This is a genomic window from Yoonia sp. (assembly GCF_965660735.1).
Lineage (GTDB): Bacteria > Pseudomonadota > Alphaproteobacteria > Rhodobacterales > Rhodobacteraceae > Yoonia.
Window position 1 is genome coordinate 14,644 of record NZ_CBFIBD010000013.1, and the last position, 19,110, is coordinate 33,753.

At 58.2% G+C, this 19,110-nt stretch carries 21 protein-coding genes; 10 read left to right on the plus strand and 11 right to left on the minus strand.

All coding sequences use genetic code 11. From position 1 onward, the window contains the following. Nucleotides 1-837, plus strand: coding sequence for a DMT family transporter (locus ACTG4B_RS07040; protein WP_439154985.1), 837 nt, complete (start codon nt 1-3; stop codon nt 835-837). 52 nt (nt 838-889) lie between these two features. Next, nucleotides 890-1,612 carry an esterase/lipase family protein gene (locus ACTG4B_RS07045; RefSeq protein ID WP_439154986.1) on the plus strand — a complete coding sequence of 241 codons (723 nt, stop codon included), beginning with the start codon at nt 890-892 and terminating at the stop codon, nt 1,610-1,612. A 70-nt stretch (nt 1,613-1,682) separates the two neighbouring features. On the opposite strand, the gene ACTG4B_RS07050 is transcribed toward ACTG4B_RS07045, so the two are convergent. The 3 genes from ACTG4B_RS07050 to ACTG4B_RS07060 all read right to left on the minus strand — a co-directional run bounded on the left by ACTG4B_RS07050 (nt 1,683) and on the right by ACTG4B_RS07060 (nt 3,504). After that, entirely contained in the window at nt 1,683-2,756 is a 1,074-nt protein-coding gene (locus ACTG4B_RS07050) for a 5-(carboxyamino)imidazole ribonucleotide synthase (RefSeq protein ID WP_439154987.1), read from the minus strand. Further along, nucleotides 2,749-3,237, minus strand: a complete 489-nt coding sequence (gene purE, locus ACTG4B_RS07055; RefSeq protein ID WP_439154988.1) for a 5-(carboxyamino)imidazole ribonucleotide mutase — start codon at nt 3,235-3,237, stop codon at nt 2,749-2,751. Before purE ends, ACTG4B_RS07050 begins: the two co-directional genes overlap by 8 nt. A gap of 66 nt (nt 3,238-3,303) precedes the next feature. Further along, nucleotides 3,304-3,504: a YdcH family protein gene (locus ACTG4B_RS07060; RefSeq protein ID WP_439154989.1), complete on the minus strand. Its 201-nt coding sequence runs from the start codon at nt 3,502-3,504 to the stop codon at nt 3,304-3,306. A 189-nt stretch (nt 3,505-3,693) separates the two neighbouring features. Here ACTG4B_RS07060 and ACTG4B_RS07065 point away from each other — a divergent pair, with 189 nt between their 5' ends. Both ACTG4B_RS07065 and ACTG4B_RS07070 read left to right on the plus strand, forming a co-directional pair. Continuing rightward, nucleotides 3,694-4,107, plus strand: coding sequence for an Hsp20 family protein (locus ACTG4B_RS07065; RefSeq protein ID WP_439154990.1), 414 nt, complete (start codon nt 3,694-3,696; stop codon nt 4,105-4,107). A 3-nt stretch (nt 4,108-4,110) separates the two neighbouring features. Continuing rightward, nucleotides 4,111-4,335 (plus strand): DUF1150 family protein, encoded by a 225-nt coding sequence (locus ACTG4B_RS07070; protein ID WP_439154991.1) that lies wholly within the window; start codon nt 4,111-4,113, stop codon nt 4,333-4,335. Nucleotides 4,336-4,341: 6 nt separating this feature from the next. Here ACTG4B_RS07070 and ACTG4B_RS07075 read toward each other — a convergent pair whose 3' ends face one another. The 3 genes from ACTG4B_RS07075 to trxB all read right to left on the minus strand — a co-directional run bounded on the left by ACTG4B_RS07075 (nt 4,342) and on the right by trxB (nt 8,106). Further along, the gene (locus ACTG4B_RS07075) at nt 4,342-5,190 is read right to left on the minus strand and encodes a glycosyltransferase family 2 protein (RefSeq protein WP_439154992.1); all 849 of its coding nucleotides are present in this window, start codon (nt 5,188-5,190) and stop codon (nt 4,342-4,344) included. Between the two features lie 71 nt (nt 5,191-5,261). Beyond that, nucleotides 5,262-6,971, minus strand: a complete 1,710-nt coding sequence (locus tag ACTG4B_RS07080) for a bifunctional sulfate adenylyltransferase/adenylylsulfate kinase (RefSeq protein WP_439154993.1) — start codon at nt 6,969-6,971, stop codon at nt 5,262-5,264. Between the two features lie 190 nt (nt 6,972-7,161). Then, nucleotides 7,162-8,106, minus strand: a complete 945-nt coding sequence (trxB, locus tag ACTG4B_RS07085) for a thioredoxin-disulfide reductase (protein ID WP_439154994.1) — start codon at nt 8,104-8,106, stop codon at nt 7,162-7,164. A gap of 165 nt (nt 8,107-8,271) precedes the next feature. Between trxB and ACTG4B_RS07090 the strand changes: the two genes are divergently transcribed. The 3 genes from ACTG4B_RS07090 (at nt 8,272) to ACTG4B_RS07100 (ending at nt 10,417) form a co-directional block, all read left to right on the plus strand. Beyond that, complete coding sequence (locus tag ACTG4B_RS07090; RefSeq protein ID WP_439154995.1) at nt 8,272-8,772, plus strand: Lrp/AsnC family transcriptional regulator; 501 nt, start codon at nt 8,272-8,274, stop codon at nt 8,770-8,772. A 93-nt stretch (nt 8,773-8,865) separates the two neighbouring features. Beyond that, nucleotides 8,866-9,699, plus strand: a complete 834-nt coding sequence (locus ACTG4B_RS07095) for a universal stress protein (RefSeq protein ID WP_439154996.1) — start codon at nt 8,866-8,868, stop codon at nt 9,697-9,699. Nucleotides 9,700-9,790: 91 nt separating this feature from the next. Next, nucleotides 9,791-10,417, plus strand: a complete 627-nt coding sequence (locus ACTG4B_RS07100; RefSeq protein WP_439154997.1) for an NYN domain-containing protein — start codon at nt 9,791-9,793, stop codon at nt 10,415-10,417. A gap of 32 nt (nt 10,418-10,449) precedes the next feature. Here the strand turns inward: ACTG4B_RS07100 and uvrB are convergent, their stop codons facing one another. The 3 genes from uvrB to ACTG4B_RS07115 form a co-directional block, all read right to left on the minus strand. Further along, nucleotides 10,450-12,660 carry an excinuclease ABC subunit UvrB gene (gene uvrB / locus ACTG4B_RS07105; RefSeq protein WP_439154998.1) on the minus strand — a complete coding sequence of 737 codons (2,211 nt, stop codon included), beginning with the start codon at nt 12,658-12,660 and terminating at the stop codon, nt 10,450-10,452. Between the two features lie 90 nt (nt 12,661-12,750). After that, nucleotides 12,751-14,481: a methyl-accepting chemotaxis protein gene (locus ACTG4B_RS07110; protein ID WP_439154999.1), complete on the minus strand. Its 1,731-nt coding sequence runs from the start codon at nt 14,479-14,481 to the stop codon at nt 12,751-12,753. 24 nt (nt 14,482-14,505) lie between these two features. Beyond that, nucleotides 14,506-15,078, minus strand: a complete 573-nt coding sequence (locus ACTG4B_RS07115) for a hypothetical protein (RefSeq protein ID WP_439155000.1) — start codon at nt 15,076-15,078, stop codon at nt 14,506-14,508. Between the two features lie 163 nt (nt 15,079-15,241). On the opposite strand from ACTG4B_RS07115, the gene ACTG4B_RS07120 reads away from it, so the two are divergent. After that, nucleotides 15,242-15,553 carry an ETC complex I subunit gene (locus ACTG4B_RS07120; protein WP_439155001.1) on the plus strand — a complete coding sequence of 104 codons (312 nt, stop codon included), beginning with the start codon at nt 15,242-15,244 and terminating at the stop codon, nt 15,551-15,553. Between the two features lie 39 nt (nt 15,554-15,592). On the opposite strand, the gene ACTG4B_RS07125 is transcribed toward ACTG4B_RS07120, so the two are convergent. Further along, on the minus strand, nt 15,593-17,011 hold the full coding sequence (locus ACTG4B_RS07125) for a homospermidine synthase (RefSeq protein ID WP_439155002.1): 1,419 nt from the start codon (nt 17,009-17,011) through the stop codon (nt 15,593-15,595). A gap of 135 nt (nt 17,012-17,146) precedes the next feature. Beyond that, a complete protein-coding gene (rpsD, locus tag ACTG4B_RS07130) occupies nt 17,147-17,767 on the minus strand; it encodes a 30S ribosomal protein S4 (RefSeq protein ID WP_439155003.1) in 621 nt (206 codons plus the stop codon). Nucleotides 17,768-18,215: 448 nt separating this feature from the next. On the opposite strand from rpsD, the gene ACTG4B_RS07135 reads away from it, so the two are divergent. Further along, nucleotides 18,216-18,683 carry a DMT family transporter gene (locus ACTG4B_RS07135; RefSeq protein WP_439155004.1) on the plus strand — a complete coding sequence of 156 codons (468 nt, stop codon included), beginning with the start codon at nt 18,216-18,218 and terminating at the stop codon, nt 18,681-18,683. Continuing rightward, complete coding sequence (locus ACTG4B_RS07140; protein WP_439155005.1) at nt 18,680-19,105, plus strand: DMT family transporter; 426 nt, start codon at nt 18,680-18,682, stop codon at nt 19,103-19,105. The genes ACTG4B_RS07135 and ACTG4B_RS07140 overlap by 4 nt, the downstream gene beginning before the upstream one ends. The last annotated feature ends 5 nt before the right edge of the window (nt 19,106-19,110 follow it).

A 19,110-nucleotide genomic window follows, 5' to 3' on the forward strand; every position in this document is an offset into this window, starting at 1 on the left:
GTGAAACTGTTCCTGCTGACGGCATTGACCATGACAGCCTTTGCATCGAATTCACTGCTGAACCGGATCGGTGTCGCGGAATACGGCATGCACCCGCTGGATTTCGCCGTGATCCGGGTGGCGGCAGGTGCGCTGATGCTCTGGGCGCTGGTGCTGCCGCGCCGCGCGGCCTATCCGCCGATGCGGACCGGCAAGCGGCTTGCCGGGGCTGTGGCCCTGACAATGTATATGCTGGGGTTTTCATGGGCCTATATCAGCCTGGATGCCGGGCTTGGCGCACTGATCCTGTTTGGCGTGCTGCAAGTCGTGATCTTTGGCTGGGCCGTGATGGGCGGACAACGGGTGCCGGCGCTGCGCTGGTTGGGCGCGGCCATCGCGTTGGCGGGCCTTTGCGTGCTGCTATGGCCTTCGGGTGCGGCTGCTGTCCCATTGGGTGGGGCCATCGCGATGAGCATCGCCGCCGTCGGCTGGGCCGCCTATACCCTGCTGGGGCGAGGCGAGACCGATGCATTGGGCGTATCAGCCGGCAATTTCCTGTTGTGCCTGCCTTTTGTCCTGGCCGGGAGCATTTTATCAAACAGTCATGCGATGACGCCGCGAGGCGTGCTGGTCGCCGTTGTCGCGGGGGCTGTCACCTCTGGTCTGGGGTATGCCTTGTGGTATCGGGTGCTGCCCGGCCTGCCCAGCACATTGGCGGGGATTGCACAGCTAAGCGTACCGGTCATCGCCGTGGCCGCAGGTGTGCTGTTGCTGAACGAACCCTTGACGCTACGTCTGATCATCGCCAGTGCGCTGGTTCTTAGCGGGATTGGCGTATCGCTCCTGGCGCGACGCTAGGTTTTCCACAACCGGGGGTTTCGTTGTGCAGATGCGCTGCTATCTATGTCGCATGAAACTGATTTTCGCCGCCTTGATCACACTTTGGGGAACCGCCGCCATGTCACAAGACTGCGTGGTGCTTCTGCACGGGCTTGCGCGCACCGAAACCTCTTTCGCGCCGATGCAGATCGCACTGGAAAACGAAGGCTACAAGGTCATCAACCGGGGCTATCCGTCAACCGAGGCAACGATCCAGACGCTTGTCGATGAATATCTGGCCGAAGACGTGGCCGCCTGTGGCGATGCACGGGTGCATTTCGTCACCCATTCGATGGGCGGTATCCTTGCGCGGTTGTGGCTGACCAACAGCCGCCCTGTGAACATGGGGCGCGTGGTGATGTTGGGGCCACCTAACGGCGGGTCGGAACTGGTGGATATCTTTGGTGACTTTGAACCGTTTCAATGGGTCAACGGCCCTGCCGGTCTGCAACTTGGCACCGAGGCGAACAGCGTGCCCAATTCACTGGGCCTGCCGGAATACGAGGTGGGGGTCATCGCGGGCACACGATCGTTGAACCCGGTCTATTCCGCCCTGATCGACGGACCCGATGATGGCAAGGTATCGGTCGCCTCGACCCGGATGGAAGGCATGAAAGACCATATCATGCTGCCGGTGACCCATACCTTCATGATGAACAACCCGCTTGTCATGGCCGAAGTCATCGCCTTTCTGCGCGATGGTCATTTCGACCCCGACCTCAGCCTGACGGGTGTGATTTTCGGCACTGAGTGACACGGGCCATGATCAAATTTTGCTAAATTTGATCGCCTCCGGCGGGGATATTTTTACGACAAAGAAGCAGTTATGGCTTTGCCGTCATGATCCGGTTGACATGCCCCATCTTGCGGCCCGGTTTCACCTCGGCCTTGCCATAAAGATGGATTGCCGCATCGGTGCGGGCCAGTGCTGGCACTTTTTTCATATCATCGCCAATCAGGTTTTCCATGACCACATCCGCATGGCGCGAGCCGTCGCCCAAAGGCCAGCCTGCGACGGCACGGATGTGCTGTTCAAACTGGCAGATCGTGCAGCCGTTCTGTGTCCAATGGCCTGAATTATGCACGCGCGGCGCGATTTCGTTCACGATCAGGCCTTGGGCCGTCACGAATAGTTCGACCCCCATGACACCGACATAATCCAGCGCGTTCAAGATCCGCGCAGCGATCAGCACCGCATCGGTTCGTTGCGCCGCTGTTAGCCGCGCGGGAACGGTCGTGGTGCGCAGAATACCTGTTTCATGCACGTTTTCACCCGGATCATAGCAGGCGACCGATCCGTCCGGCGCGCGTGCGCCGATCACCGATACCTCGTGCGTGAAATCGATGAATCCTTCCAGTATCGCCGGCGCACCCGCCATATCGGCCAGTGCCGCTGCTGCATCATCTGGCGTCATGATCCGCGCCTGCCCTTTGCCGTCATACCCCATACGTCGGGTTTTCAGGATGGCGGGCGTGCCAATGTCGGCCACTGCCGCAGTCAGGTCGGCCATATCGGACACATCCGCAAAGGGCGCTGTTTGCAGCCCAAGCGATTGCAGAAATGTCTTTTCCGTCAGCCGGTCCTGGCTGGTTGCCAGCGCCTGCCGGCCGGGGTGGACCGGTGCCAATGATTCAAGCAGATCCAGCGCGCTTGTGGGAATGTTTTCAAATTCATAGGTGATCACATCCACCGACTGGCCAAAGGCGGTCAGCGCGGCAGCGTCACCATAGCCGGCCGTCGTCACCCTTTGGGCGACGTCACCTGCGGGCGGGTGCGCGCCCGGTTCAAAGATATGGGTTTTCAGCCCCAGCCGTGATGCCGCGACGGACAACATGCGGCCCAACTGACCACCGCCAAGAATACCAATGGTGGCCCCCACGGGCAGGGGTTCAGTCATTGCATGGCTCATCAGGGATGGAAGTGGACAGGTCGCTGCGCCAGGCATCCAGCCGCGCGGCCAGTTCTGCATCCTGCAACGCAAGGATACCCGCCGCCATCAGCCCGGCATTGGCGGCACCGGCTGCACCTATTGCCATTGTCGCCACCGGAAATCCACGCGGCATCTGGACGATTGAATAAAGACTGTCCACGCCAGACAGCGCCTTGGTCTGCACCGGCACGCCCACGACAGGCACGCGCGTCTTCGATGCCATCATGCCGGGCAGATGGGCAGCACCGCCAGCACCGGCGATGATCACCTGCAAGCCCCGGTCCACCGCCTGTTTGCCATAGTCCCACAGCCGGTCGGGCGTGCGATGCGCCGAGACGATTTTCGCCTCGTATGCAATGCCAAGCTGATCAAGGATATCAGCCGCTTCGCGCATGGTGGGCCAGTCCGATTGACTGCCCATGATAATGCCGACCAAAGGTTGGGTCATATGTCTGCGTCCCCTAGCAAAACGAAGCGGAACTATAGCCATGCAGCGCGCGGCTGCAACGGCAGATCACGCGATAATATCGGGGAAAATGCGATCTTCCAGTGCGGCGATCCGATCCTTCAGGGCCAGCTTTTGCTTTTTCAACCGCTTGATGGTCAACATATCGGCGGATCCCCGCACCTGAAGCGCGTCAATCGCTTCGTCCAGGTCGCGGTGTTCGCGCTTGAGAACCTCCAGCTTGATGCGCAGAACGTCAAGCTGTTCCATTTTTGCCGATGTGTTCACAGGGTTTCGACCTAAATTGCAGACAGTCACATATCGGACGATAACGGTTTATCCGGCAACATCCTAATACTTCCTCTTGATCCGCCACCGCGTCCACCCCATATTTTTGGTCAAGGGGCCGCCGAAATCGGGGCCACGCCGACAGTCGCTTAACGAAAAAGGGCATGTCTGATGACAAAACTGGCTTTGGGAACGCACCCGTTCCTGTTGGGGTTCGAACAGTTGGAACGACTGGTCGAACGCACCGCAAAAACCGGGAATGACGGCTATCCGCCGTATAACATTGAACAGACATCCGAACATTCCTATCGGATCACGCTGGCCGTGGCCGGATTTTCGCAAGGCGATCTTGCGATTACGGTAGAAGATAACGCGCTTGTTATCCGCGGCCGTCAGACCGACGACAGCGAAGGCAGGATCTTTCTGCACCGTGGGATAGCAGCACGGCAATTCCAGCGGTCATTTGTTTTGGCCGATGGTGTCGATGTCGGCGAGGCTGTGATGGAAAATGGCCTGCTGCATGTGGATCTGACACGCGCCGTGCCAGACAGGATCGTGCAGACAATCAACATTCGCAAAGGATAAACCATGAATACGAAATATGATCTGGAGCAGTTGGGGCAGGACATCGTCTATGTCAAACCGGTGTCTGTCGCGGAACTTCCGGACGACATGAAAGAACAGGTCGGCGATCTGAAAACGCTGTTTGCAGTCCACAACGCCGAGGGCGAACAACTCGCGCTGGTTGCCAACCGGAAACTGGCCTTTCATCTGGCACGTGAAAACCACATGCAGCCTGTGACAGTGCACTAAACCGGATCAGTGGCCCGCACCGTCGGGCCATTGCCATATTCCATATCTGTCTTGCATGTATTTGACACAGGCATCGTTGGCCGTTCGACGGTCTGCGCCGTCAAGGGTCGCAAGGTAAAGCGCGGAAACATCTCTGCTTTCGGTCGGAACCGGCCTTGGTAAATATGCGCACCCCCAGATAGGCACGCCCTTGCGTGCGAAGTGGCCGGATATCCAGTAATCATCCACGGCCCAAAGCACCGGCGGAATGTCGTAGAAATGCGCGTCAAAAAACGCCGGCCGGACCAGAACACCGCCATACCCCTGCGCGATATTCACATAGCCGGCCTCGGTCAAGGCAGGGCGATATGGCTTTTGTTCTTTCACCCCTGTGCGCCATTGCCGCCAGAATTGCCCCGCTCTTTGCAGCCGATAGGTGATATCCTTGGGTTTTGAAAACCCGACAGGGGCGCGTGACGGCTGCATGATCTTGCCGTTCCGAAAGATGAAACCTGCCTCGGCGGTCACGCAATGATCCAGCCGGTCACCACGCGCGGCCAGCAGGCGGGCAAACTGGTCAGGTTCGAACAGCATGTCATCGTCGCAATAGATGATGTCGCAGTCCTCGCGGCGCAGGTCATCGGCTGCAAACAAAACCTTGCTTGCCGGACCAAGATCGTCGTCTGGCTGGATGATCCGCACACCCGGGGGAACGTCAGGCAGGCTACCGTCATAATCGGGGAACCGCCGGAAACGCCGCGGGATGTAAAGGCGCAGTTCGTCGATGGGGGCGGTCTGCGACAATATGTTTTCAAGCACCCTGTGAATACTGGCAAAGCGCGTTGGAATCGTCGCAATCGATACAACAGTCGTCATCTTAGCAGTCTTTCCACCGTCAGGATGTGCAGGGTCCGCACCAGTTTGGCCAGCGCACCCTGCTACGCCCTTTACGCCCGGATCAAACCCATGCTTTCAAGTTTCAAAATCACCTGATGGGCACAAGTATCAACCGCGACATTTTCGGTATCCAGCCGCAATTCAGGGCTGTTCGGCACATCATAAGGGTCTGAAATGCCCGTGAATTCCTTGATCTTGCCTTCACGGGCCAGTTTATACAGCCCCTTGCGGTCACGCCGTTCGCATTCTTCGATGGATGTGGCGACATGGACCTCTAGGAAGGCACCGAACTGTTCGATATCTTCGCGGACCGCGCGCCGGGTCGTGGCATAGGGGGCAATGGGCGCGCAGATCGCGATACCGCCGTTCTTGGTAATTTCCGACGCGACATAGCCGATGCGGCGGATGTTCAGGTCGCGGTGTTCCTTGCTGAAGCCCAGTTCGGACGACAGGTTCTTGCGCACGATATCGCCGTCCAGCAAGGTGACGGGCCGCCCGCCCATTTCCATCAGCTTGACCATCAGCGCATTGGCGATGGTCGATTTCCCAGACCCGGAAAAACCGGTGAAAAACACGGTGAACCCTTGTTCGGCCCGCGGCGGGCGGGTCTTGCGCAGTTCAGACACAACGGCGGGGAAACTGAACCATTCGGGAATTTCCAGACCTTCCGACAGGCGGCGGCGCAGTTCTGTTCCCGAGATATTGAGGATCGTCACATCGTCCTTGTCGAGGATTTCATCGGCAGGTTCATATTGCGCGCGGTCCTGCACATAAACCATGTGTTTGAAGTCCACCATTTCGATGCCCATTTCATCCTGATGCGCGCGGAACAGATCCTGCGCGTCATAGGGGCCGTAGAAATCGACACCCGCCGAATTCTTGCCCGGACCCGCATGGTCGCGGCCTACGATGAAATGGGTGCAGCCATGGTTCTTGCGGATCAGGCCGTGCCACACCGCCTCGCGGGGGCCGGCCATGCGCATGGCAAGGTTCAAAAGGCTCATGGTGGTCGTGGATGACGGGTATTGATCCAGCACGGCCTCATAACAGCGCACGCGGGTGAAATGGTCGATATCACCGGGTTTTGTCATGCCTACCACGGGATGGATCAGCAGGTTTGCCTGCGCCTCGCGGGCGGCGCGGAATGTCAGTTCCTGATGCGCGCGGTGCAGCGGATTGCGGGTTTGAAAGGCGACAACCTTGCGCCAGCCCAGTTTGCGAAAAAGGCTGCGCAATTCGTTGGGCGTATCGCGGCGGGCACGGAAATCATAATGCACCGGCTGCTGGATGCCTGTCACCGGACCACCCAGATAGACCTTGCCAGCCGTGTTGTGCAGATAATTTACTGCCGGATGGGCGCTATCGTCGGCACCGAACACCTTTTCGGCCTCGCGCACCTTGTCGGGCACCCATTTATCAGTGACCGTCATCGTCCCAAGGATCACGCCTTCTTGGTCGCGCAGGGCGATATCCTGCCCCGGCTGCACCTTTTCGGCAAACGCTTCGGATACATCCAGCGTGACCGGCATAGGCCACAGCGTGCCATCGGCAAGACGCATGTTTTCGACGACGCCATCATAATCGGCTTCGCTCAGGAAACCCTTGAGCGGATTGAACCCGCCATTCATCAACAGTTCCAGATCACAGATCTGGCGCGGGGTCAGGTCATGGCTAAGCAGATCGCCGGCAGATACCTTCAGTTTCTGCGCACTGTCGTAAGACACGTAAAGTTCGGGGATCGGGGCAAGGTCTTGGGGCATATGGAATCTCTTGTAAAACTGGTCACATTCCAGACGAGGCATAGACCCCGCCTTTGATACATGTCCAGCGCAGTCAGGCCATTAAAGACGGAAATTCGCACCCTGTTGCCAACAACGGAACCAAGACCGGTCAGCCCGTCATTCCTGCAAACTATCTTCACCGCAAGGGTGACGATCTAGTCAGACGGGGTCACTCGCCCTGTGCGGCCAGAAACTTTTCCGCGTCCAGCGCCGCCATGCACCCCATGCCCGCCGATGTCACCGCTTGGCGGTAGATATGATCGGTCAGGTCGCCAGCGGCGAACACGCCGGGAATGGCCGTGCGCGTCGTCCCCGGGGTGACCTTGACGTAACCGCCATTGTGCAGCTCCAGCTGGTCCTTGACCAGTTCGGACGCGGGCGCATGGCCAATGGCGATGAACACGCCTTTGGCGGGAATATCGGTGACTTCGCCGGTTTTCGTGTGCTTGACGCGAATACCTTCGACACCCAGCGGGCTGTCGGCGCCGTAAATCTCGTCCACTTCATGAAACCACAGCGTTTCGATCTTGGGGTTCTTTTCCAACCGGTTCTGCAAGATCTTTTCGGCGCGCAGTTCATCGCGCCGGTGGATCAGTGTCACCTTGCTGGCAAAATTCGTCAGAAACAGCGCCTCTTCTACCGCAGTGTTCCCACCGCCGACAACGACGATTTCCTGACCCCGATAAAAGAACCCGTCACAGGTCGCACAGGCGCTGACGCCAAAACCCTTGAACTTGTCTTCTGTCGGCAGACCCAGCCATTTGGCGCGCGCGCCCGTGGCCAGAATGACTGCATCGGCGGTATACACCGTCCCGCTGTCTGATTTTGCGGTAAAGGGGCGGTTTTGCAGATCAAGTTCGGTGATGATATCGCTGACAATATCGCAACCCATCGCGCGGGCGTGCGCCTCCATCCTGACCATCAGGTCCGGGCCTTGCACCTCGGTGTCGCCAGGCCAGTTTTCAACCTCGGTCGTGGTGGTCAATTGGCCGCCCGGCTCAATCCCTTGCACCAGCACGGGGTTCAGCATCGCACGTGCGGCGTAAATCCCGGCGGTATAACCGGCCGGGCCAGAGCCAACGATCAAAACGGGGGAATGGCGGGTTTCGGACATGGGCGGCCTCTTGTCTTTGTTCCCCGCCCATATACCCCCCCGACGGTCCGGTTGAAAGACCGCGCAAAGCCAGTATGCAAAGTTATTATATTGCGCAATCATGAAATAATATTGCGCATTTCGCATCTGTTGCATAGTATTTGCAAAACTGAGTTGGAGTTTCCCATGACCGGATCGAAACTGGACGAAATTGACCGCATGATTCTGGCCGAACTGCAGGCCGATGGCCGAATGACCAATGTGGAACTGGCCAAACGTGTCGGTATTTCTGCCCCGCCGTGCCTGCGCCGCGTGCGCACATTGGAAGAGCAGGGATACATCCTGGGCTATCATGCCGATGTGAACGCCCGCGAACTGGGGTTTGAAGTGCAGGTTTTCGCGATGGTCGGTCTGGTCAGCCAGGCCGAGGTCGACCTGAGCGCATTCGAGAAACGCTGCCAGGACTGGCCCTTGGTCCGCGAATGTCACATGCTGAACGGCGAGGTGGATTTCATACTCAAGTGCGTGGCGCCCGATCTGCGCAGCTTTCAGCGATTCCTGACCGAGGACCTGACCAGCGCGCCCAATGTCGCATCGGTCAAGACATCACTGGTGATCCGCGGAGCCAAAGATGACCCCGGCGTGCCGTTTGACGTGCTTGAGGCACGCCTGGCGCAACGGGCCTGACCCCCGACAAAGCCCATATTGATTTGCATCAACGTCAACCGTACGCCTATCGTAACAGTCTGAGAACAGGGAAACGGATAAGGGGACGACGCGATGGATTACAAGATCATTGCGACTATTCTGACCAACACAAATAACGCAAGAGACGCGCTGGATGCCGCCATCGCACTGGCGACACGCATGGATGCGCATCTGGATATCCATATCGTCTCCATCAACCAGAACAGCATGGCCTATGACCTCAGCGGCATGGCCACTCCTGTCGTCGCCACCCAGACAAAGGACGCTATCGCAGAGCGGGACAAGCTGGAAAGCTGGCTGCAAGACCGAATGCAACCCGAGGTGGTCCGCTGGTCGGTGCAGGCTGCGATGGTGCAGTCGCTGGTGCTGGGAAACTATCTGGCCGAAAAGCTGCGGTTTTGCGATCTGGTCGTGCTGGGCCGCCCCTATCAGGACGATCCCGAAATGGCCGGACTAGTCGAAAACTGCATGTTTATCGCGGGCCGTCCGGTGCTGATGATCCCCAAGGGCGGCAGCGCGCCAGAGCCGCGCGCGCGCGTGGTTCTGGGCTGGAACGACGGGACCGAGGCGCTGTCGGCAACCCGTGCCGCCCTGCCCTTTCTGCGCACGGCGTCAGAGACCGAAATTTGCATCATCGACCCGCCCCGCCATGGCCCGGACCAGGCCGACCCGGGCGGTGGGTTGGCACAGTTCCTGACCCGCCACGGCGCGCGGCCGGTCGTCAATGTCAGCCCTGAAACGAAAGGCAGCGTCGCAGAAATGCTGCTGCAATGCGCACAAGACCACGACGCCGGGCTGATTGTTTCGGGGGCCTACGGCCATTCGCGCCTGCGCGAAGCGGTATTTGGCGGCACCACCCGTAGCCTGCTTGAAAATGCCGATATCCCGATCCTGATGGATAGGTGACAGGTCGCACCGGTTGGGCGTATCTTGCGCGCAGCCAACGCTTGTGCCGACATGGGCAATAACACGCTGACTGCGCCGATGACCTGCGAAAATGAATTTTCTATCTTCGCTTTTGTACGGGCTCTTGATTGCTTTCGTGCCACTTGCCGTGCTGTTGGCCGACAATGCCAACCGCAATAAAATATTGTTTGTTTTCGGCGCGGTCATCTTTGCTGTGTTCGGTTTGGCTGTGGGTGTGCGCATCTTTCGCGCAAGCCTTGCGGTCCTGCACGAGCGGAAACAACAGCAACCAACAATCCATCCGATCCTCGTCGATGGCTCGAATGTGATGCATGGGGGCGGCACGCCGTCAATCGTGGTGCTCTACGGCGTGCTGATCGATTTGACACAACGCGGGTATACTTCGCTGGTCTGTTTTGACGCCAATGTCGCTTACAAACTTTTTGATCACTATGCCAACGACACATATATGGCGGGGCATCTTGGGCTTCGGCGCGAACAAGTCGAAGTAGTCCCCAAGGGCGTGATCGCTGATGAAATGCTGCTGGAAGTGGCGACCAAACACAACCTGCTGATCGTCACGAATGACCGGTTTTTTGACTGGCAATCGCAGTTTCCGCGCGTTGCGGACCACGGATTTCTGATCAAGGGGCGTTGGACGGATGGCGATGTGATCTGGCGATTCCCCCAGGATCTGCTTCTTTCGTTGGCCGCCTGAACGCGGGTGGGAAAGCTTCGTTTCCTTTCAATCTACGACCGCTTGCCGCCATATCTGCTCTTGCCGCCACGCATGCCCCCCCGGCCGCCCGTGCTGCGCCCTGATGCCTTGGCCGCGTCATCGACCGCCCGGTCCACGGCCTGCTGCCGCGCAAGCGGGTCGTCCGATATGGTCAACTCGACAGTCTCCAGCCGCTTGACTTCGTCGCGCAGCCGCGCCGCCTCTTCGAACTCAAGGTTCTCGGCGGCCTTGCGCATATCGGTGCGCAGCCCGTCCAGCACAGCCGCAAGGTTTGCACCAGCCATCGGTTTATCGACCTTGGCAGTGACGCGGTTCATGTCCACATCGCCCTTGTAAAGTCCGGCCAGAATATCCTCGACATTCTTCTTGACGGTCTGGGGCGTGATCCCGTGTTCGACATTATAGGCCAATTGCTTGACCCGTCGCCGCTCGGTTTCCTTCATCGCACGGTCCATGCTGCCGGTGATCCGGTCTGCATACATGATGACGCGACCTTCGGCATTGCGCGCGGCACGTCCAATCGTCTGCACCAAACTGGTTTCGGATCGCAGAAACCCTTCCTTGTCGGCATCCAGAATTGCCACCAGCCCGCATTCAGGAATATCCAAGCCCTCGCGCAGCAGGTTGATCCCGATCAGCACGTCAAAGGCACCCAGCCGCAGGTCGCGCAAAATCTCGATCCGTTCGATGGTATCGATATCGGAATGCATATAACGGACGCGAATGCCCTGTTCATGCATGTATTCGGTCAGATCTTCGGACATGCGTTTGGTCAGCGTGGTCACCAACGTGCGATAGCCGTTTGCAGCCACCTTGCGCACCTCGTCCAGCAGATCATCGACCTGCATATCCACGGGGCGTATCTCGATTTCAGGGTCGATCAAGCCTGTGGGGCGAATGATCTGTTCGGTAAATACCCCTCCGGCCTGCTCCAGCTCCCAAGCGGCCGGTGTCGCCGATACGAACACGGATTGTGGGCGCATGGCGTCCCATTCTTCGAATTTGAGGGGGCGGTTGTCCATGCACGACGGCAGGCGGAACCCGTGTTCAGCCAGTGTGAATTTGCGCCTGTAGTCGCCCTTGTACATTCCGCCAATCTGCGGAACTGAAACATGGCTTTCATCCGCAAAAACAATCGCATTGTCTGGAATGAATTCGAACAGCGTCGGGGGCGGTTCACCCGGGGCACGGCCAGTCAGATAACGCGAATAATTTTCGATCCCGTTGCAGACGCCCGTCGCCTCCAGCATTTCGAGATCGAAATTTGTCCGTTGCTCCAAACGCTGTGCCTCAAGCAGCTTGCCATCGGCAACCAGTTGGTCCAGCCGCTGTCGCAACTCTTTCTTGATGCCTTGCACAGCCTGCTGCATTGTTGGCTTGGGCGTCACGTAGTGGGAATTTGCATAGACGCGAATCTTTTCGAAGTTGTCCGTCTTGGTCCCCGTCAGCGGGTCGAACTCGGTGATCGCTTCGAGTTCTTCACCAAAGAACGACAGCTTCCATGCGCGATCGTCAAGGTGGGCAGGCCAGATTTCAAGGCTATCCCCGCGCACCCGAAATGTGCCCCGCTGAAATGCCTGATCATTGCGCCGGTATTGCTGTGCGATCAAATCAGCAATGATTTGCCGTTGGTCATAGGCGCGACCGACGTGGATATCCTGGGTCATTGCCCCGTAGGTTTCGACCGACCCGATCCCGTAAATGCAACTGACCGAGGCGACGATGATCACATCGTCCCTTTCCAAAAGTGCTCTGGTCGCAGAATGGCGCATGCGGTCGATCTGTTCGTTGATCTGCGATTCCTTTTCGATGTATGTATCCGACCGGGCGACATAGGCCTCGGGCTGATAATAATCGTAGTAACTCACGAAATACTCGACTGCATTATCCGGAAAGAACCCCTTGAATTCACCATAAAGTTGCGCAGCAAGTGTCTTGTTCGGCGCCAGAATGATCGCGGGCCGCTGGGTTTCTTCGATCATTTTCGCCATGGTAAAGGTTTTGCCCGTACCGGTTGCACCCAGCAGGACCTGATCACGCTCACCGTTCATGATCCCCGCGCTCAGTTCCTTGATTGCTGTGGGTTGATCGCCAGCCGGGGAAAATTCGGTTTTCAGGACGAATTTCTTGCCACCCTCCAGCTTTTCGCGGGTTTTGACATCAGGAGACGGGTTGGCAAGATAAACGGGCGCATCCTGCTGGGCGGTTATTGCGTCGGACACGTTGGCGAGACTCCATACAGTGATGCCCTAGACTTGTTCCTTTCGCCGGAATTTTCAACCCGCCCATTCGCGATGTTTCTGTTTTGTCCATCAGGCGGCCACCGGTGTATTCCTGCTTGGCCTACTTGCGTTGGTCGTAAAACGTTCCACGGTTTCACCCAATGCCGCCGCCTGCATGCGCAGCGACTGGCTGGCCGCATCAGCGCTTTCCACCATGCCGGCATTCTGTTGGGTCACCTTGTCCAGTTGGCTCACACCGATATTGATCTCGGCCAGACTGCGCGATTGTTCAGTCGCAGCATCGGCCATGCCAGATGTCAGACTGGCAATTTCCGTGACGCGCCCTGTGATTGATGTCAGCACATCGCCGGCTTGGCCAACCAGCTTCACACCGCGTGCGACATGCTGCGAACTGCTGCCGATCAATGCCTTGATCTCTTGTGCGGCTTCCGACGACCGTTGGGCCAGTGCGCGAACCTCGGATGCGACGACGGCAAACCCGCGGCCGGCCTCGCCCGCACGGGCAGCTTCAACACCTGCATTCAGCGCCAAGAGATTGGTCTGGAAAGCAATGTCGTCAATAACGGATATAATCGTTGAAATCTGTGTTGAAGACCCTTCAATCTCGGACATGGCCGCAACAGTCTGCGCGACGATCGCTGCGCTTTCATTCGCCTCTGTTTGTGCTTCATGCACAATCCCTTCCACCTCTCTGGCACTATCAGCAGCAGCCTTCACACCGCCGGTCAGTTGATCCAGCGCCGCAGCCGTTTCTTCCAGTGTTGCGGCCTGATTTTCCGTTCGTCGGGAGAGGTCACTGGAATGGCCACCTATTTCGTCCGACTCCTTGCGGATCATTTCCGCATTCTGCACGACAGTCAGCACAGCATCATGCAAGGTGCGCGCGGTATTGTTAAAGTCCATGCTAAGCTGTTGGTAGCGCGTCGTGAAATCCTGCGATATCTGCGCCGTAAGGTCGCCAGCAGCGAGGCATTGCAGCCCATTTGTCAGCGCCGCAATGACGTTTTCTTGTTCCACCTGATCGGCCGCGGCCCGGTCCGAAACCAACTTGGCCTCGGCCAGCCCCATGCGCATCTGGTCCAGATTGCGCGCAAGCCGCCCAATTTCATCTGCCCGGTCAGTTCCGGCGATCGATACCTCATAGTCGCCATTGGCGACGGATTGAACGGCAACCTCGAGGCGGTGCAGCGGATTACCCAGTATGCGTCGCAGCAGGAAAATTGAAAACCCCAGCATGGCACAAAGCGCCACTGCGGATATGATCAATGTGCGCAGTTTTTCATTGGCCAACCGCGCCAGAACCGGTGCGGCAGTCCAGCCGACCGCGAGCACACCGACGGTTTCACCGCTGTTGCCAAAACGCACGGGGACCGCAATTTGCAATCCATTGGCGCCGGTTCGCGCCATGTTATCCACCAGTGCAGTTCGGGCAACCTGCGCCAGCGGTGCAACATCGCCGCCCGGACGCACCAGTTCCGACAGAACCTCCCCCTGCAGGGACAGGACTGTTGCGGCACGGGCCCGCCCATCTGAACCGTCTAGTAATTGCGCTAACAATTTGTCTATTTCATCCTTCTTCTGAAACCGGATGGCCCCGCCAATCCCCTTGGCGGCATTGGCAGTGTTGGTGGCGCCAAGATCGACAATGCTTTCTCGTGCTATTCTTTCACTCACATTGAAATTTTGCACACTGACCAGCGTGGCGACCACGATCGTCGTAATCGCGGTAATCCAAAGACATTTCGCATAAACCGATTGACCGAACATGCGACGTATCGCACCAGAGCTTGAGACAGACATGGGCACACCCGTTGTGTTATGTGATTAAAACAATGCCTCGGCGTTCAGCCCGATCGTCATCGCGCCGAGAAGGTCACCGGTCTTGGGATCGCTGATGCTGATGGACACCTGCCCAAGGTAGGTTTGCGTCGATTCGTCAAATTCGACCTCTGCGATATGTGTGGCGCCGGCACCGACCTGGTAGGTCTGGATGAACTTTTCCTCGTCGCCCTGCCACATGTCAGAGGTCACGGAGGATGCGGCGGCGTTCAACCCGACCTGATCCATGATAAAAATTTCAGCGATGACACCGTCCGATGCAGCGACCCTGTCACGCAGGAAATCCGCCGCATTATTTGTCAGAACAGGCGTGATTACAGGAGTTTCGGGCATCCCGACTTCTGCCCGCCAGGTCATGTCCAGCGCGTTGATTCTGGCAAGGTCATATCCAGCGGTTTCCGCATTGGCTGTGCGCAACACATCAAGGATGACCGGATCGGTCGCCCACTGACTGATGTTGGTGTTCAGGTAATCCCGTAGCGCAGGGGTAAATTCATCTGCCAGTGCAGCCTGGCAGGCAACCAACATGGCGAGGGTCGTAACACTTTGCTTGATCATGGTCTTTGTTCCCAACTGATAATCAATTGCCAAAATGAGGCTTGTGACAAGCACCCTAGACCCGCTAACTTGACGTTTGATTAATCCGGACTCTTTTTTCGAAGTGCCCCACCTTGCCAAGCAACCCCGAATTCGAAATAAGTCACAAGCAAGGAGAACCCGCATGCGCGCACGTATCTACAGACCAGCCCGAACCGCGATGTCGTCAGGCACGGCGAAAACGCATCATTGGGTTCTGGAACATGTAGCCGAAACCGCCCGCGAGGTAGATCCTCTGATGGGGTGGACGTCGTCTTCGGATACGCAGGCACAGGTGCGACTGACGTTCGACACCAAGCAGGCAGCATTGGATTATGCGCGTGAGCACGGCATAGACGCCATTGTGCAGGACCCCCACAGACGCAAACCGAACATCCGCCGCGGCGGATACGGCGAAAATTTCGCGACAAACCGGCGTGGCGCCTGGACGCATTAGAGCGCCTTATCTGTTCCTTCAGATGCCGGAACCTGCACCCTAGGTGGCCAGGACATTGCGGAACTGCCATGGGTCGGTTTCGTCAATATCTTCGGAGAAATGCTCCCACCGGTCCTGTAGGGGTGTCCAATCGGTATAATGCGCCTCGACCGGGCCCAGATAGGGGCGCTGCACCTCAAGGCAGCGGGCGTGATCCATCTCGTCGGTCTCGACGATCCCCGCATCGGGGTTTTCCAGCGCCCAGACCATCCCCGCCAGCACAGCCGATGTCACCTGCAACCCGGTCGCATTCTGATAGGGGGCCAGCGATTTGGTTTCTTCGTTCGACAGGCGCGAGCCGAACCAGAGCGCATTCTTTTCGTGGCCATAGAGAAGCACACCCAATTCGTCGATACCGGTCACGATTTCGTCCACATCAAGGATTTCATGAACTGTCTGCTGGCGACCCGCGCCGAACATCTCATGCAAGCTGAGGACCGCATCGTCGGAAGGGTGATAGGCGTAGTGACAGGTCGGGCGGAAATCGGGGGCGGATTTGTCGCCCACGGTATAGTAATCCGAAATGCTGATCGCCTCGTTATGGGTCACCAGAAAACCGAACTGCGGGCCGGGTGTGGGGCACCACGTGTGGACACGGGTAATCGCGCCGGGCCGTTCAAACCAGATGCCAGCCTGACAGCCTGTTTCATAGGTGTGCGCGGTTTCCGGCATCCATTTTTCGTGGGTTCCCCAGCCCAGTTCGGCGGGCTGAAAACCTTCGGCGATAAACCCTTCGACCGACCAAGTGTTCACGAACACATCACGCGGGCGCGGTTTGTCGCGGGCCTGCGTGTCGCGTTCCGCGATGTGCACACCCTTGACGCCCAAAGACTGCATCAACGTCCCCCATCCTGCGCGGTCCGCAGGCGCAGCATCGTCGCGCCCTAGATCGCGGGCGAGGGTCATCAGCCCTTCCTTGACGAACCAGCTGACCATGCCGGGATTTGCGCCACAACAACTGACCGCAGTCGCGCCACCGGGGTTTGCCGCCTTTTCGTCGCGCACCTTCTGGCGCAGGGCGTAATTTGTGCGTTCGGCATTTTCCGTCGTGTCGAAATAGAACCCGGCCCAGGGTTCGACCACCGTATCAATATACAGCACACCGATCTCGCGGCAGAATTTCATCAGATCCAGCGATGATGTATCGACCGACAGGTTGACGCAGAACCCCTTGCCATCAGGAAACAACTCCCCCAGCACCTCGCGGTAGTTTTCGGGGGTCAACGCCACCTGATGATGGGTGATGCCCTGTTCGCCCAGGAACGCCGCACTTGCCGGGTTGGGGTCAATCACGCTGAACCGCGCCGGATCATAGTCGAAATGGCGCTGGATCAGTGGCAGCGTGCCTTTTCCGATCGACCCGAAACCGATCATTACGATATCGCCGTCAATGCGGCCATAATTTGGGTGAGTTGTCATACGTGGCCCCTTTCCCTTGTTCAAACTTGCGCACCTCATAAGCCATGCGCGGCAGGATTGAAACAAACCCCCCGCATCAACGAAAAAAGGCCACCCTGACAGGTGGCCTCTTTCGATTTCTTCTTGGCCGGGACTTTAGTTCTTGGCGTAGAATTCGACAACCAGATTTGGTTCCATGTTCACCGGGTAAGGCACATCGCCAAGTGCGGGTGTGCGTGTAAAGGTGGCGACCATCTTGGAATGATCGACATCCATGTAGTCGGGCACGTCACGTTCGGGCAGTTGCGCCGCCACAAGGACCATTTCCATTTGCTTGGATTTCTGGCGCACTTCGATGACGTCGCCTTCCTTCACGCGGTAAGACGGGATGTTCACCCGCTTGCCATTCACGGTCACGTGGCCATGGTTCACGAACTGGCGTGCAGCAAAGACGGTTGGCACGAACTTGGCACGGTAAACGACCGCATCCAGACGCCGTTCCAGCAGGCCGATCAGGTTTTCACCGGTGTCGCCTTTGACACGTTCAGCTTCTGCATAGATGCGGCGGAACTGCTTTTCGGTCAGATCGCCGTAATACCCCTTCAGCTTTTGCTTGGCGCGCAGCTGAATCCCGAAATCGGACAGTTTGCCCTTGCGGCGCTGGCCGTGCTGGCCGGGGCCATATTCACGACGGTTGACGGGGGATTTGGGACGGCCCCAGATGTTCTCGCCCATCCGGCGGTCAATTTTATACTTGGCAGCGGTACGTTTAGTCATACGCTGATCTCCTTCTTTGCATTGCGAAGGGCGTTGTCCTTTCCCCGAATTTTGACGGGACGACAGGGTTCTGCTTGCGCGGTCCACCAACACCAATGAAGCGCGGCTTATACGTTGCAAAAGCGGCGTGTCAATACTTAAGGCAACACTGTTCACCTCCTGTCATGTAAGTGACCCGAGAAAGCGCAGTTTATGTCTAATTGTCACCACACCCCACGCCTAGATGTAGCGAAGGGCATATTGATCTGGCCCAGATATGTCTTGGTTTACGAGTGTCTTGTTAACTAGTCAGGCAGCGGTGGGCTCTAGGGTGGCGGATGGTGCTATTTGCACAGTTTTACGCCCACAATAACCGCTGCCTGCCTCCTTGCCGCGTGCCTTGCGCCATTGCACCTCTGAACCCCTAAAATTGATTGCTTTCGCAAGACGAAAGCGTGATGACCCTCGCATGACCGGCAAGACCACACACGACCGCCTGATCCCCGCCATCCTCGCCTTTGGTGCAGGCGGGCTTTTGACGCTGATGGTGTTGTTCAATGGGACATTGGCAGCGTATGGATCGCTGCTTTTTGCATCATGGGTGCCGCACCTGATGGGCACAGTGGCAGCCTTGTTGTTGCTGGCAGTTCTGCGCCCCCGCCGGGCGACCGCCACCCGCCCCCCGATCTGGACCTATCTGGGAGGTGTTTCCGGCGGCGTGACGGTGATGTTGACGTCATTCGCGGTCAATACGCCGCTGGCCTTGTCGGGAACCATCGCGCTGGGGCTGGCCGGGCAGATGATGTTCAGCCTGCTGGCCGATATACGCGGCCTTTTCGGCCTGCCGAAACGGATGCCGGGGCGGCGTGATCTGGTGGCACTGGCACTGATCGTCGGCGGCAGCCTGATCCTGATCTTTTTCGGGCGCGGGCCATGATGCTGTTTGCCGCCCTTGCAGTGCTGGCCGGTGTGCTGGTGTCGCTGTCGCGCCAGATCAACGGGCGGCTGGCGCTGTCCACATCGGCGCTGGAATCATCGTTCTGGAACCATATCGTCGGTTTTGTCTTTATCACCCTTGTGGCGCTGGCGATCGGTGGACTGTTTGCAGGTGAACCGCAGGCGGCGCCGTGGTTCGCCTGGCTGGGCGGGCCGATTGGCGTGGTGTTCATCGCGGCGGGCAGTTGGCTGATCCCGCGGATCGGGGCGGCGCAGACCGCGATGCTGATCATCGCCGGGCAAATGATTTCGGGCGTGGTGCTGGATGTGGCGATGGGCGCGCCGGGCAGCCCGCTGGCGCGGATAATCGGCGTTGCGCTGATCCTGGCTGGCATGTGGATCGCGCGGTCACGCAAGGCCTGACCGCG